The following is a 14,131-nucleotide window of genomic DNA, read 5'->3' on the forward strand; positions in this document are numbered from 1 at the left end:
CATCTTGGCCCCCTAACTTCCGGTTGATCTCTACGACGGACAGGACGGGTGACGTGACCGGACGTGCTCGGAACACCTCGACCGGGCAGCGGTGGCTGCTCGTGCTGCTCGGCATCAGCGCACTGGTCAGCCTGCTGAGCATGGCCGTGCCCGCGTTGTTCGACCACCCGCTGGTGAACAACGGCGGCGAGTTGCAGCTCTACCTCGACGTGGTGGAGGAGGGCAACCTGCCCACGTGGTGGAGCTCCGCGCTCTTGGTGACCACCGCCCTCGCGCACGCCGTGACGGGTGCGTCCGCCCGCGTCGCCGGCTCCCGCTGGTGGCCGTACTGGTTCGTCACCGCCGGTGTGCTGGCGGTGCTCTCCCTGGACGACCACACCTCGCTGCACGAGCGGCTGGACGCCGTCGGGCGTCACGTCGTGGCCTTCGACAGCTTCCCGTTCTACTGGATCGTGCCCGGACTGATCGCCGGCGCCGCGGTCGCCGGCGCGATCGCCGTGCTGGCCGCGAACGTGACCCCGCCGGTGCGGGTCCAGCTGCTCGCCGGGGTCTCGGTGCTCCTCGTCGCGGCGCTCGGCGGCGAGGTCGCGCAGGGAGCGCTGCTCGTCGCCGCCGAGACCGGTCCGCTGTACGTGCTGACCTACCACGCCGAGGAACTGGGCGAGAACATCGGCGTCCTGCTCATGCTGTCCGCCGCGACCACAGCCCTGACCGCGACCGTGCGCGAGGGCCGGATCGAGCTGGTCTACGGGCGTCCGGAAGACGCGCATCGACTTCGCCACGACGACGCGACGATCCGACTGGACCGCCCGCGTGCCACCGTCCACGTCGAGGTCGGCCGACACCGGCGCGCCGCTACGCTGAACCAGTGGCGGTGATCTTGGTGACCGGCATGTCCGGCACGGGCAAGTCGTCGGCTCTGAACCGGTTGGCACAGCGGGGCTACCGGGTCGTGGACACCGACTTCGGCGGGTGGATCGAAGACGTCCCCCGGGCCGGTGGCACGGGCGCGGAGCCGCAGTGGCGCGAGGACCGGATCGACGCGCTGATCGCCGAGCACGAGCTTTCGGGTGAACCGCTGTTCATCGCGGGCACGGTGTGGAACCAGGGTCGGTTCTACTCCCGGTTCGACGAGGTCGTCCTGCTCAGCGCGCCCTTGGAGGTGGTGCTGGAACGCATCGCCGACCGCGACACGAACCCCTTCGGGAAGACCGCCGAGGAGCGCGATCGGGTCGTGGCGGACACGACCAGGGTCGAGCCGCTGCTCCGCTCGTCGGCCACGGTGGAGATCGACACCCGGAAGCCGCTCGCCGACGTGGTGGACCGGCTCGCGGCGCTCGCCGGGCCGGTCCGCTGAGTTCGGCCCGGGGGACCGAGCGCGGGAGGTAAGACTCGCGGGCCGGGCAGGCGTGCCGCCCGGCCCGCGAGTGTGGTGCTAGAGGGTGACGGTCTTCAGGAAGTCCGCCGCCACGTTCGCGACGGTCTCCTTGTCCACGTCCACGCGCTTGACCAGGTCGGCCAGGTTCTCGGTGGTGAGCGCGGCGGAGACCTTGTCCAGCGCCTCCTTGCCCTTGGCGTCGACCGCGTCCGACCGCAGCAGCGGCACGATGTTCTGCGCCGGGTACATGGTCTTCGGGTCTTCCAGTTCCACGAAGCCGTTCGCCTTGATGTCGGCGGACGTCGTGTACAGGTTGATCACCTGGACGGTGCCGTTCTTCAGCGCGTCCACGGTGATCGGGCCGCCCGCGTCGGTGGTCTTGATCTCGGTGAACGTCACCCCGTACAGGTCCTTGACCTTGGTCTCCCAGCGCTGCGCCCACTCACCGGCCGCGCCGAGCGCGTACTTGCCGGACCCGAGGTCGGCGATCGACTTCACGCCGCCGTCCGCGGTGGCCTTGGTGACCACCAGGACGTCCTTGTCCTCCGCGTCCGACTTCTCCAGCACCTCCAGGCCCGCCGGCGTCTTGGACTTCAACGCCGTGTAGACCTCCTCCGCCTCGGTGGTGGTGTTGGTCTTGTCGAAGTAGTTGAGCAGGTTGCCCGTGTACTCCGGCACCACGCCGAGCGACTTGTCCTGCAACGCCTTCACGACCAGCTCGCGGGCGCCGATGCCGGACCGGACCGACACCGTCGCGCCGGTCGCCTTCAAAGCCCCGGCGTAGATCTCGGCGAGGATCTTGTTCTCGGTGAAGTCGGCCGAACCGACCACGACCTCACCCGACGCGGCCTGCTGCCCGCTCCCGCCCAGGTCCTCTTTGGACCCGCACGCGGAGACGACCAGGGCGGCCGACGCGACGATGACGGCCAACGTGCGCTTCATGCCGTGCTTCCTCCAGATTCGACGGGCACCGGTTCCTCTCGGCGCCCCCGCTGTGTCCTTCTCGACCGCGTCCTCCCGGCCGGTGCGGCCGACAGCCGCAAACCCGCGGGCACGACCAGCCTGCCGACGCCCGCGAGGACGACGTCCAGCACGACCGCGAGCACGGCGATCAGGATCGCGCCGCCGACGAACTGCCCGTAGTCCAACACCCGCAGGCCGTCCAGCAGGGGACGCCCCAACGTCTCGATCCCCACGTAAGCCGCCACCGACGCGGTGGCGACGACCTGGAGCGTCGCGTTGCGCAGACCGCCGACGAGCAGCGGCAGCGCGTTCGGCACCTCCACCCGCCACAACCGCTGCGACCCGGTCATGCCCATACCGCGCGCCGCGTCCACCACACCGCGGTCCACGTCCTGGATGCCCGCGTAGGCACCGGCCAGGATCGGCGGCACCGCCAGCACGATCAGACCGATGAGCACACCGACCGTGCCGCCGCCCGCGATCAGGTACAGGAACGTGACCAGTCCCAGCGTCGGCAACGCCCGCAACGCGTTGCTGCCGCCGACCAGCACCACACCACCGCGCCCGGTGTGCCCGACGTACAGGCCGAGCGGCACGGCGATCAGCGAAGCGCCGAGCACCGCGCCGAGGCAGTAGAGCAGGTGGATGCCGACCCGCACCGGGATCGACTTGCCGCCGGACCAGTTGACCGGGTCGAGCAGCCAGGCGAAGGCGTCCGCGAAGATCATGGCTTCCCCACCCTCGCCCACGGCGTCAGCCGGTTGCGCAGCAGCACCAGCAGCAGGTCGACCACCAGCGCCAACACCAGGGTCAGCACGATGCCGATGATGATCGGCGCGAGGTAGCGCTGGCGGAAGCCGTCGGTGAACAGCGTGCCGAGGCCGCCGGTGCCGATCAGCGCGCCCACGCTGACCAGGCTGATGTTGCTCACCGAACCGACCCGCACACCCGCCGCGAGCACCGGCACGGACAGCGGCAGTTCCACGGTCAGGAACCGGCGCAGCGGCCGGAAGCCCATCGCGGTGGCGGCGGCGGTCACGTGCGCGGGCACCGCGGCCAGCGCTTCGGCGACCGGGCGGACCAGCAGCGCGGTCGTGTAGACGGTCAACGCGATGATCACGTTCAGCGGGTCGAGCACCTGCGTGCCGATCAGCGCCGGGATGATCGCGAACAGCGCCAGCGACGGGATCGTGTAGACGATGTTCGACATCCCGATCAACGTCGCGTTGACCTGGCGGAACCGGTGGCACAGCAGGCCGAGCAGGACCGCCAGCACCACCGACACGACCAGCGGCACCAGCGACAGGTAGACGTGGTCGAGCAGCATGTCCAGCAGCGCCGCCCTGGTGCCGGCGTCGCCCAGGTACTTCGCTATGTCACCCACGGCCGTCACCCACGGCGGCTCTCGATCACGTCCAACACCTGCCGTGCCGTGACGACACCGGCCAGGTGTCCCCCGGCGTCCACCACGACGCCCAGCCCGGACGGCGAGGACAGCGCGGCGTCCAGCGCGCCCCGGATCGACGCGCCCACCTCGTACAGCGAGCCGCCGGGCACGACCGAGCCGTCCGGCGCGACCCAGCCCTGGGGGCGCTTGTCCGCGTCCACCACGAGCCGCCAGTCCGGAGAGGACTCCGACGCCGAACCCTCGGCGACCGTCGCCACCTCGGCCACCTCGACACCCGAGGAGTCCACAAAGGACAGGCTGCGGTAGCCGCGGTCCTTGCCGACGAAGCCCGCCACGAAATCGTCCGCGGGGCGGGTCAGCAGCTCGGCGGGCGGTGCGTACTGGGCGAGGAAGCCGCCGGTGCGCATCACCGCCACCTTGTCGCCGATGCGCACGGCCTCGTCGATGTCGTGCGTCACGAACACGATGGTCTTGTCCAGTTCGGCCTGCAGCCGCAGCAGCTCGTCCTGGAGGCCTTCCCGCACCACCGGGTCGACCGCGCTGAACGGCTCGTCCATCAGCAGCACCGGCGGGTCCGCGGCCAACGCCCGCGCCACGCCGACGCGTTGCTGCTGGCCACCGGACAACTGCACCGGGTAGCGGTGGCCGAGTTCGGCGGGCAGGCCCACCAGCTCCAGCAGCTCCGCGGCGCGCTGACGCGCCTTGCGCCGGGTCCAGCCGGTGAGCAACGGCACGGTGGCCACGTTGTCCAGCACGGTCCGGTGCGGGAACAGGCCCGCCTGCTGGATGACGTACCCGATACCGCGCCGCAGTGTCGGCGGGTCCACACCCAGCACGTCCTCGCCGTCCACCAGGACGGTGCCCGACGTGGGGTCGATCATGCGGTTCACCATCCGCAGGGACGTGGTCTTGCCACACCCGGAAGGCCCGACGAAAACGGTGATCGTGCCGGCCTCGACCACGAGGTCCAGGCCGTTCACCGCGGTGGTCCCGTCGTCGAACCGCTTGGTCACGTCGCGGAACTCGATCACCCGTGGTCCTCCTGCCGATGGGTATCAAGCGTCGATCGACCCTAGCCCGTTAGTCCGACCGAGGCACAGCGTTCCAGCATCCGGTAAGTAGGCTGCACCGTTTGTGGCAACCGAACTAGTGCGCACCCTCCTGGCCGACCGCGGTCCGCACGCCCGCAAGCTGCGGCGCGTGCTCGACCTGCTGGCCGGTGACTGGCACACCCTGGCCGAATTGGTTCGGCTTCCCGCTGTGCCCAGGCGCACCGTGCAGGAGTTGCTGACCGCGGTCGGCGACGACTTGGAGACGAGCGGCGACCGGTACCGGCTCGCGCCCGCCAAGGCCGCCGACTACGCGGAGTTCGGGGCCGGTGACGACCTGGTCGACCCGGTGGACGCGCTGGTGTCGCGGCACACCGCGCACCTGCGGTCGATCCTGGCCGACATCGCGGACGTGCCGCCGCCGTTGGCCGCGCTGGACCACGTGCAGGCGACGGCGGAGACGGCGTTGAAGCGCGCGCTGTGGCTGGACACGACGTACGACCTGGCCGGGCAGACCCTGCTGTGCCTGGGCGACCACGACCTGACGTCGCTCGCGGTGTGCGCGGTGAACCCCGCCGTCGAGGTGGTCGTGGTCGATGTGGACGACCGGCTGCTGGAGTACATCTCGGTGCGCGCCGAGGAACGCGGGTGGCCGGTGCGGACGGTGCACGCGGACTTCCGGTTCGGCCTGCCGCCCGCTCTCCTGGAGTCGGCGGACTTGGTGTTCAGCGACCCGCCGTACACGCCGGAGGGCATGGCGTTGTTCGCCGCGCGGGCCATCGAGTGCCTGGCCGACCTGGCGCGCGGGCGGGTGCTGCTGGCGCACGGGTTCAGCGACCGGACGCCGGCGCTGGGGTTGAAGGTGCAGCAGGAGTTGCAGCGGCTCGGGTTGGTGTTCGAGGCGATCCTGCCCGCGTTCCACCGGTTCGACGGCGCGCAGGCCATCGGCAGCGCGGCCGACCTGTACGTGTGCCGGCCGACGTCACGCCGTTCGGTCTCGCCCGCGGCGGCCAAGACGTCCATCTACACGCACGGCCCGCAGTCGGTTGAGGCGTCCGGGCCGGGTTCGACGGCGTTGGCGGCGCTGGTCGACCTCGCGCCGCGCCCGGAGTCCTCGCCGCCGCCGAAGCCGCGTGCGCCGGGGTGGTCCGACCCGATCGGCAAGGGCGCGGCGTCGTTGGCGGTGGACCTGTCCGGTGATCCGGGTCCTTGGCTGCTCCGGACGTTGCTGACGTGCTCGCCTGGCCGGATGGCGGCGCTGGTGCCGAACAACCACCCCGACGTGGCATCGGGAGCGGGGCAGCAGGCGCTGAAGTCGTTGGTGGACACCAGGTTCGCGCTGCGGTTCCTGCGGTCCACTCCGGACGGCAAGCACTGCGTGGTGGTGGCCGACCAGGTGTTGGCGGGCACGTTGGACGTCGGCGGGTTGGCCGTGCGGGAGGTGCTGATGCGCGCGCACGGCAAGCTCGGGAACGTGTGGCGCGAGGCGCTGGTCACCGCGACGCACGGCGCGTTGACCAAGCGGGAGGCGCGGGAGCGGATCGGTGAGCACGACGACCTGGAGCTGAGGCTGATCGACCTGCCCCGGCACCGGATCGCCGCGCTGCTGCCGTTGATCCGCGCGTCGGCGTCTCAATAGCGGCGGAATCTGTGGAATCCGGCCTGATTTCAGGCGAATCCCGGCGTCCCGACTGCCTTCGCAGGTAACTTCGCGCTCGAATCTGGAGGCGCGCGCATGACTCAACCCAACGGCGGCTGGCCGCAGCAGCCCAACCCCGGTCAACAACCACCGGCCCGGCAGCAGTACCAGGGCCAACCGCTCTACCCCGGGCAGTCCTACCCGGGCCAGCCTCATCCGGGCCAGCCGTACCCGGGTCAGCAGCAGCACCCCGGCCAGCCGCCGTACCCGGGCCCTCAGCAGCCTTATCCGGGGCAACCGCCGTACCCGGGCCAGGCCTACCCCGGCGGACCGCGCCCGCCGAGCAAGGCGATGGCCGTCGTGGCGGCCCTGCTGTACCTGCCGGGTGTGATCATCGCCTTCCTCGGCGCGATCTCGATCGTCGTCGGCCCTTCGATGATGTTCACCTTCTCGGGCGGACTACTCATGCCGCCGTTCTCCGGCTCCCTCGTCCGGACTTTCGAGCTCTTCCAAGCGATCTCGTTCGTACTGCCGTCGCTGGCGCTGATCCTCGTCGTGCTGCTCATGTGCCGGGTGCCCGGTGTGCGCTGGGCGCTGGTCCTGATCTCGCTCCTGGCCGCGGTGCACTACGGGTTCCTGCTCGCCGGCATCTCGGACCTCCCGCCCCTCTTCGGGGTGATGCCGGCGATCGCGCTGGCGTTGTGGCTCATCGCGGGCCTGGTCGCCGCGTTGCCGCCGGTGGGTCGTGCGATGCGCGGTGCGAAACCGAAGATGCCGCCGCCGATGGCCGGACCACCTCCGCCGCCGATGGCCGGGCCACCGCAGCCTCAGGTTCCCGGCCCGCCGCCTCCTGGTCAGTGGGGGTGATCGGCCGGGCTCAGTCGTCCAGGTAGCCGGTCCGGCGCTGGAACGTCCGCTGGAGCGTTCGTGGGGGCGTTCGCTGGGGCGGCAGCGTCGGGTTCCCGACGGCGCTCGGGGAACCCGTCCCGCCTTCCTCGCCGTAACGGGTGAGGGCCTTCAGCATGGCGCGCGCCTTGCCGAACAACGCTTTCAACGCGGCCAGGATCCGCACCACCACGTGCACGAGTCTCGTCATCTGCCGGGTGATCCGGTCGAGCACGACCGCACCGCGTTCGACCGCCCACGCCGCGAAGGCGGACAGCGAGCTGCCACAGGTGATGTCCGACACCGCGAGCGCGATGGTGGCGTTGCGGAGGACCTCCGAGACGAACATCGCGATCAGGTCGCGGAACACGCCCTGGATCGCGGCCGCGATCTTGCCCGCCGCGGCCACCTTCGACGCCACGCCGACGCACATCAGGCTCATCGCCGCGATCTCCCCGGTGAGCCGTCCACCGCCCGCCCGCCGCCGCGCGATACCGCCCAACGTCGTGCCGACCTGCTTCCAGGTGGCCACCGCGTCCTCGAACCGGTCGCCGTGGCCGGCAAGCCAGTCCAGCGGCTCGCGCAGGAAGTCGACGTGCTCGACCAGCCACCCGAGCCCGGCCGCGGTCAGCAGCCCCAACGGGTCCGCGTCCGCGCCGAGCACGGCCAGGTCGGCTTCGAGCGAGTCCGGCCCCACCTCTGCCGAGCCCGCGTCCGAGTGCGACTCCGAGTGCGACTCCGACTCCGACTCCGCCCAGTCCAGCACGGTCACCGAGGCGCCGCCCCGGTGCCGGACTCGCCACCCGGCGGCGCCCACAAGCTCCGCGGCAGCGGCAGATCGGAGTCCCCGGCGTCGGTCGGGTCCACCGCTTCCACGGGCTCCACCGACCTCACCGGTTCCTCCGGCGGGATGGAGCCGGTCAGGAAGTCCATCGCCGCGGTGCCGCCGAACTGCGGCTCGACGACCGACACCACCTGCCGCGCGGCCTGCGCCTGCGCGCGCCGCACCGTGGCCATCACGACCTCGCTCAGCTCCGCGTGCGAGAACTCCGCGGCGCCCGGCGAGAACTCGATGTGCTGCAACGACCCGTTGGGCGCGACGGTCGCGGTCACCACGCCGTCCGGCGACCGCTGCGTGGCCGTCGCGCGCCGGATCCGGTCCCGCATCTCCCGCGATCGTCCGGCGAGGTCCCGGGCCCTGGCTTCGAGGTCGGCGATCATCCGTTCCGGGGTCACCGGGTGATCACCACAAGTGCGACATCCATCGGGACAGGAGTATCTCGGATCAGCCGGCGCGGGGGATGTGCAACGGACCAAGTGCCAGCACCGCGCGGAATTCCTTCGGCGGCACCGGACGTGAGAACAGCCAGCCCTGGTAGGCGTCGACGCCGACCCCGCGCAGCACGTGGAACTGGGTGGCGGTCTCCACGCCCTCCGCCACGCACTTGCGGCCCATCGCGCGGGCCATGTCGACCACGGCCTTGGCGACGGCGAAGTCGGAGGAGTCGTTGCCCACACCGGAGACGAACCGGCGGTCCACCTTGATGATCTGCGCCGGGAGGTCCTTGAGCCGGGCCAGCGACGAGTAGCCGGTGCCGAAGTCGTCCACCGCGAACCGGATGCCCCGGTCCACCAGCTCGTCCATCGTCTGGCGCACCCGTGACGGCAGGTCGACCAGCGCGGTCTCGACCAGCTCCAGCACCACGCGGTCCCACGGGATGCCAGCCTCGGCGATCGCGTCGGCCACGATGTCCACGAACTCCGGGTCGCCCGGCACCAGACCGGCCAGGTTCACCGCGACCGACACCGGCTGACCGCCCGGCTCCGGCCAGGTCGAGGCCTCCTTCAACGCCGTGCGCAGCACCCACCGGTCCAGTTCGCGCAGGAGGTCGCCCTGCTCGGCGACGGGCAGGAAGATGTCCGGCGGCAGCAGGCCGCGGTCCGGGTGCGGCCAGCGCACCAGCGCCTCCGCGGTCTGCACCGCACCGTCCACCCCGACCACCGGCTGGAAGTGCAGCGTGAGCCCGTCGTGCGCCAACGCGTCCCGCAGCTGGCCTTCCAGGTGCACCTGCCGGTCGGCCGACGCGATCAACGCCGCGCTGGCCAGCGACACCCGGCCCGCGCCCGAGCGCTTCGCCTCGAACATCGCCGCGTCGGCGAACCGCAGCAGGTCGTTGCCGGTGGCGCGGGACCCGTTCGGCACGGCCGCGCCGATCGACGCGGACACCCGGACCAGCTGGCCGTGCACCGGCACCGCCGTGCGCAGCAGCCCGGCGACCTTGGTGGCCAGCGCGTCCACGCCGCCGACCTTGTCGATGTTCTCGCAGATGATCACGTACTCGTCACCGGACAACCGGGCCGCCGTGCAGCCCTCCGGCAGACCACCTTCCAGCCGCCGCGCCAACGCCACCAGCAGCTCGTCGCCCGCGTCGTGGCCCAGCGAGTCGTTGACCCGCTTGAAGTTGTCGATGTCGCAGAACAGCACCGCGACCTTGGACCGGTCCGGCGACTCCAGCAGCCCGCCCAGCATCTCCTTGACCAGCGCACGGTTCGGCAGACCGGTCAGCTCGTCGTGCGTGGCCTGGTGGCGCAACGCCTCGGCGGTGCGACGGCGCTCGGTGATGTCCTGGAACACGATCAGCCAGAACCGGCGGCCGTCGTCCTGCACGGACAGCGCGATGTGCAGCTCGCAGTACACCTGCACGCCGTCGCGGCGGACCAGGATGCGCTGCGGGATCTTGTGCGTGCGCTCGGCGTCCGGCGCGGACATGCCGCTCACCGACGGCAGCGGGTTACCGCTGTCGTCCGGGTGGGTGAGCTGGCTCGCGGTCATGCCGCGCAGCTGCTCCAGGTCCATGCCGAGCAGGTCGCACAGCGCGTCGTTCGCGTCGACCAGCCGCTCGCCCTCGTCGAACAGGCCGATGCCGACCGGCGTCAGCGACACCAGGTCGGCGAAGCGCTGGCTGGACCGTTTCATCCTCGTCTCGGCGGCGCGCTGCTCGGTGATGTCCTGCGCGGTGCCGACCGCGAGCGGGCGGCCGTCCGGGCCCTTGACCACGACGCCGTAGCTGCGGAACACGCGCACCTTGCCGTCGCGGCGCACGATCCGGTGCTCCAGCTGGATCGGCACCTCTTCGGTCGCCAGCTGCTGCCACAGGTCGTCCACCCAGGCGCGGTCCTCGGGGTGCACCAGGTCGAGGTAGGTCTGGTAGCGGGTGTGCTCCTCGCGCGGCACGCCGAACAGGGTGGCCAGCATGTCCGACCACACCACGTCGCCGGTCTGCAGGTTCCACTCCCAGACGCCGAGCTGCGCGGCCTTCTGCGCGTCGGCGAGCCGGCGGCGGTCGTCGCGCAGCTGCCGTTCCAGCGCACGGGCCTCGGTGACGTCCTGGACGGTGCCGTGCAGCCGGCTGATCTTGCCGCCCTCGAACTCGGCCCGCGCCCGGCACACGTAGACGCGCTCGCCGAGCTCGCTGCGCACCTCGGCCTCGATCGTCCTGCCGTCCTGAGCGTGCAGGAGCCGACGCCGCAGGTCCTTCAGCGCGCCCAGGTCCTCCGGGTGCACGCCGTACAGCAGGTCGTCGCCCGGGACGACGCCCAGCTCGGCGTACATCTCCAGCAGCACCTCGCTGCGGTGCACGGCGCCGGACGCGATCTCGTAGCTCCAACTGCCCATGCGCGCGATGCGCTGCGCCTCCAGCAGCCGGGCGCGTTCGGTCTCCAGGGCGCGGTCGAAGCGCCGCTGGTCGGTGATGTCGCGGATGTAGCCGGTGATGAGCTGGGTCCGGCCGTCGGATCTCAGCTTCGCCTCGGCGACGCCGCGTATCCAGCGCAGTTGCCCGTCGGGCCGGGTGATGCGGTAGACGATGTCGATCGGGTTGCCGTCGAGTTCGCGGTTCGCCCAGTAGCTGGCGACCATCTCGTAGTCGTCGGGGTGGACGACGGCGAGCACGGCCTGCGCGCCGGGGACGACCTCGCCGGGCTTCATGCCCAGCATCTCGTAGTGCGACTCGGACCACACCGTGACGCCGGTGTCCGGGTCGTACTCCCACGAGCCGATCTGGGCGACCCGTTGCACGGTGCGCAGCCTGCGCTGCTCGTCGCGCAGGTCTTCGGCGGCCTGGGCGAGGTCGGAGACGTCGATCATCAGCACGGCGTGCAGACCGGTGCCGGGCACCAGCGTGCGCACCACGCGGACCGGCAGCAACGTGCCGTCGGCCTGGTGCAGGCGGAGGTCGTCGGGGGCGCCGAGCAGCAGCTCGCCGAGAGACCTGCCGATGAGGTCGTCAGCCGATCGGGCCTTGGTCAACTCCACCGCGGCGGGGCTGGCCCGCATGACGACGCCCTTGGGGTCGCACAGCAGTGAGGGCGCCTCGGGCAGCGCCATTCCGTCCAGCGCCACGTCGCCGTTCTGCGGACGCGCCGGGTCGAGCACCACAGGAGCACGTCCAACCCGCTTGGGCACGGTCCCACCTTCCCGTGTCTACGGCAGGGATGACCGGCCCGACCGCACCCGACAGCGGCCCCTCGTGGGGCGTCCCTCTCCACGGGCAATATTCACCCGAGGAGAGGGACGTTATCGCTTCGGAGCGTCATCGCCCACCCCTCAACGGGCTAACGAAACAAGACGTTAGTGGTTTCGTTGCCTGTCGACGGGTACGGACGGATGCGGCCGGAGCTCTCCCAACTCCGACTGGAAGTCAGGCTACTCCGTCCTGACGAGCTGCCAAGGCCACGGCCGCGGCCACTTCCGGGCCGACCCGCGGGTCGAGGGCGCTCGGCACGATCCGGTCGACCGCGAGATCGTCCGCGGCGACCGCGGCGATGGCCTCGGCGGCGGCGAGCTTCATGCCCTCGGTGATCTTCTTGGCGCCCGCGTCCAGCGCGCCGCGGAAGATGCCGGGGAACGCGAGCACGTTGTTGATCTGGTTGGGGAAGTCGCTGCGGCCGGTGGCGACCACGGCGGCGTGCCGTCCGGCGACCTCCGGGTGCACCTCGGGGTCGGGGTTGGACAGCGCGAACACGATCGAGTCGTCGGCCATGCTCGCGATCAGCTCTTCCGGCACCTTGGACGACGAGACGCCGACGAACACGTCCGCGCCGCGCAGCGCCTCGGCGATGCCGCCGCGCAGGCCGCTGCCGTTGGTGACCTCCGCCAGCTGGGCCTTCACCGGGTTCAGCCCGTCCCGGCCCGCGTGCACGATGCCGCGCGAGTCGACCACGGTGACCTCGCCGATGCCCGCGGCCAGCAGGATCTTCGCGCAGGCCACACCCGCCGCGCCCGCGCCGGAGATGACCACGCGCTGGTTGCCGACGTCCTTGCCGAGCACGGTGTTCGCGCCGCGCAGCGCGGCCAGCACCACGACCGCCGTGCCGTGCTGGTCGTCGTGCATGACGGGCACGTCCAGGGCCTCGATGAGCCGGGCCTCCAGCTCGAAGCAGCGCGGCGCGGCGACGTCCTCCAGGTTGACCGCGCCGAACGACGGGCGCAGCCGGACCAGCGTCTCCACGATCTCGTCCACGTCCGTGGTGTTCAGCACCAGTGGGATGGAGTCGAGGCCGCCGAAGGTCTTGAACAGCGCCGCCTTGCCCTCCATCACCGGCAGCGACGCGCTCGGGCCGATGTCGCCGAGGCCGAGCACCGCCGTGCCGTCGCTGACCACCGCGACCAGGCGGTGCGCCCAGGTGTACTTCGCGGCGAGGCTCGGGTCGTCGGCGATGGCGCGGCTGACCCTGGCCACACCGGGCGTGTAGGCGATGGACAGCGCGCGTGGGTCGGCCAGCGACGCCGTCGCGGCGACGCTCAGCTTGCCGCCCTCGTGCGCGCGGAAGATCTCTTCGTCGCTCAATTCGGTGGCCGCCGACCGTGTCGGATCCATCTGCGTCGGATTCGCCTGGGGTGGGTCGTTCAATGCCGTCACGAAAGTGTCCCTCCTGCGGTGCGCGATACCTGCGGCGCACCGGGACCGGCGTTGTCACGCGGGTCGACGGGGCCTGGCTGCCGGGCTCGTCCACGCGGTCTGCGCGGCGGCCCTGGGGGTGGTGTGCCGGCAAGCATGGCAGTGTCGCCGGCGGCTGTCTGCGGTGGGGATCACAGTTTTTCCGCAGGTCAGAGGCGGTGTCACAGAACGTACGTCCGGTTTTCTGGACCGACCGGTCAGTTTCCGCAGGCAGGATCGGTCAAGACCGACCGGGTTCTAGTGTGTTGGCCATGCGGTTTCGTGAGCTGAAAATTTCCGGCGCTTTCGAGTTCACCCCTTCGGTGTTCCCGGACGACCGCGGCCTGTTCGTGGCGCCGTACCAGGAGGCGGTGTTCGTCGAAGCCGTCGGTCACCCGCTGCGGGTCGCCCAGACCAACCACAGTGAGTCCAGGCGGGGCGTGGTGCGCGGGCTGCACTTCGCCGACACGCCGCCCGGACAGGCCAAGTACGTGCACTGCCCGCGCGGGCGGATGCTGGACGTGGTGGTCGACCTGCGCGTGGGCTCGCCGACGTTCGGCGAGTGGGAAGCCGTGGAGGTGTCGGCGGAGACGTTCAACTCCGTGTACCTGGCCGAGGGGTTGGGCCACGCGCTGATGGCGTTGGAGGACGGCACGGTCGCGTCGTACCTGTGTTCGGAGGGGTTCAACCCGAAGGCGGAACACGGGCTGCACCCGTTGTCGATGGACCTGCCGTGGCCGACCGACGTGACGCCGCTGCTGTCGCCGAAGGACGCCGCCGCGCCGTCGTTCGCGGAGGCGCGGGACTCCGGACTGCTGCCGTCGTACGACGAGTGCGTGGACTGGTACGCGAAGCTGCGCTCCTAGAGCC

The 14,131-nt window shown here is 71.1% G+C and carries 13 protein-coding genes; 5 read left to right on the top strand and 8 right to left on the bottom strand.

Annotation, left to right across the window (positions count from 1 at the left end):
• Positions 1–53 precede the first annotated feature (53 nt).
• Positions 54–878 (top strand): hypothetical protein, encoded by an 825-nt coding sequence (locus tag FM051_RS32140; RefSeq protein ID WP_158849978.1) that lies wholly within the window; start codon positions 54–56, stop codon positions 876–878.
• Positions 869–1,357, top strand: coding sequence for an AAA family ATPase (locus FM051_RS32145; protein WP_238412805.1), 489 nt, complete (start codon positions 869–871; stop codon positions 1,355–1,357). Before FM051_RS32140 ends, FM051_RS32145 begins: the two co-directional genes overlap by 10 nt.
• Positions 1,358–1,435: 78 nt before the next feature.
• On the opposite strand, the gene FM051_RS32150 is transcribed toward FM051_RS32145, so the two are convergent.
• The 4 genes from FM051_RS32150 to FM051_RS32165 form a co-directional block, all read right to left on the bottom strand.
• The gene (locus tag FM051_RS32150; protein ID WP_158849979.1) at positions 1,436–2,320 is read right to left on the bottom strand and encodes an ABC transporter substrate-binding protein; all 885 of its coding nucleotides are present in this window, start codon (positions 2,318–2,320) and stop codon (positions 1,436–1,438) included.
• The gene (locus tag FM051_RS32155) at positions 2,317–3,069 is read right to left on the bottom strand and encodes an ABC transporter permease (RefSeq protein ID WP_158849980.1); all 753 of its coding nucleotides are present in this window, start codon (positions 3,067–3,069) and stop codon (positions 2,317–2,319) included. The genes FM051_RS32150 and FM051_RS32155 overlap by 4 nt, the downstream gene beginning before the upstream one ends.
• Positions 3,066–3,668: an ABC transporter permease gene (locus tag FM051_RS32160; RefSeq protein ID WP_162470761.1), complete on the bottom strand. Its 603-nt coding sequence runs from the start codon at positions 3,666–3,668 to the stop codon at positions 3,066–3,068. Before FM051_RS32160 ends, FM051_RS32155 begins: the two co-directional genes overlap by 4 nt.
• A 62-nt stretch (positions 3,669–3,730) precedes the next feature.
• A complete protein-coding gene (locus tag FM051_RS32165) occupies positions 3,731–4,780 on the bottom strand; it encodes an ABC transporter ATP-binding protein (RefSeq protein ID WP_158849983.1) in 1,050 nt (349 codons plus the stop codon).
• A gap of 103 nt (positions 4,781–4,883) precedes the next feature.
• Between FM051_RS32165 and FM051_RS32170 the strand changes: the two genes are divergently transcribed.
• Positions 4,884–6,437, top strand: a complete 1,554-nt coding sequence (locus tag FM051_RS32170; RefSeq protein ID WP_158849985.1) for a bis-aminopropyl spermidine synthase family protein — start codon at positions 4,884–4,886, stop codon at positions 6,435–6,437.
• 96 nt (positions 6,438–6,533) lie between these two features.
• On the top strand, positions 6,534–7,304 hold the full coding sequence (locus tag FM051_RS32175; protein ID WP_158849987.1) for a hypothetical protein: 771 nt from the start codon (positions 6,534–6,536) through the stop codon (positions 7,302–7,304).
• A gap of 10 nt (positions 7,305–7,314) precedes the next feature.
• Here the strand turns inward: FM051_RS32175 and FM051_RS32180 are convergent, their stop codons facing one another.
• From FM051_RS32180 to FM051_RS32195, 4 genes are all read right to left on the bottom strand, one after another.
• Positions 7,315–8,094 carry a hypothetical protein gene (locus FM051_RS32180; protein ID WP_158849989.1) on the bottom strand — a complete coding sequence of 260 codons (780 nt, stop codon included), beginning with the start codon at positions 8,092–8,094 and terminating at the stop codon, positions 7,315–7,317.
• Positions 8,091–8,558: a YbaB/EbfC family nucleoid-associated protein gene (locus tag FM051_RS32185; RefSeq protein WP_158849991.1), complete on the bottom strand. Its 468-nt coding sequence runs from the start codon at positions 8,556–8,558 to the stop codon at positions 8,091–8,093. The genes FM051_RS32180 and FM051_RS32185 overlap by 4 nt, the downstream gene beginning before the upstream one ends.
• Before the next feature lie 49 nt (positions 8,559–8,607).
• Positions 8,608–11,787, bottom strand: a complete 3,180-nt coding sequence (locus FM051_RS32190; protein WP_158849993.1) for a bifunctional diguanylate cyclase/phosphodiesterase — start codon at positions 11,785–11,787, stop codon at positions 8,608–8,610.
• Between the two features lie 235 nt (positions 11,788–12,022).
• Positions 12,023–13,201: an NAD(P)-dependent malic enzyme gene (locus tag FM051_RS32195; RefSeq protein ID WP_158849995.1), complete on the bottom strand. Its 1,179-nt coding sequence runs from the start codon at positions 13,199–13,201 to the stop codon at positions 12,023–12,025.
• A gap of 332 nt (positions 13,202–13,533) precedes the next feature.
• On the opposite strand from FM051_RS32195, the gene FM051_RS32200 reads away from it, so the two are divergent.
• A complete protein-coding gene (locus tag FM051_RS32200; RefSeq protein ID WP_158849997.1) occupies positions 13,534–14,127 on the top strand; it encodes a dTDP-4-dehydrorhamnose 3,5-epimerase family protein in 594 nt (197 codons plus the stop codon).
• Positions 14,128–14,131: the final 4 nt, after the last annotated feature.

The sequence above is a fragment of the Saccharothrix deserti genome (genome assembly GCF_009769385.1).
Taxonomy (GTDB): domain Bacteria; phylum Actinomycetota; class Actinomycetes; order Mycobacteriales; family Pseudonocardiaceae; genus Actinosynnema; species Actinosynnema deserti.

Excerpts from the sequence above, each read along its gene's own strand:
- FM051_RS32160 (WP_162470761.1), bottom strand. The coding sequence starts at position 3,668 with ATGCTGCTCGACCACGTCTACCTGTCGCTGGTGCCGCTGGTCGTGTCG.
- FM051_RS32195 (WP_158849995.1), bottom strand. The coding sequence starts at position 13,201 with ATGGATCCGACACGGTCGGCGGCCACCGAATTGAGCGACGAAGAGATC.
- FM051_RS32200 (WP_158849997.1), top strand. The coding sequence starts at position 13,534 with ATGCGGTTTCGTGAGCTGAAAATTTCCGGCGCTTTCGAGTTCACCCCT.
- FM051_RS32150 (WP_158849979.1), bottom strand. The coding sequence starts at position 2,320 with ATGAAGCGCACGTTGGCCGTCATCGTCGCGTCGGCCGCCCTGGTCGTC.
- FM051_RS32155 (WP_158849980.1), bottom strand. The coding sequence starts at position 3,069 with ATGATCTTCGCGGACGCCTTCGCCTGGCTGCTCGACCCGGTCAACTGG.
- FM051_RS32175 (WP_158849987.1), top strand. The coding sequence starts at position 6,534 with ATGACTCAACCCAACGGCGGCTGGCCGCAGCAGCCCAACCCCGGTCAA.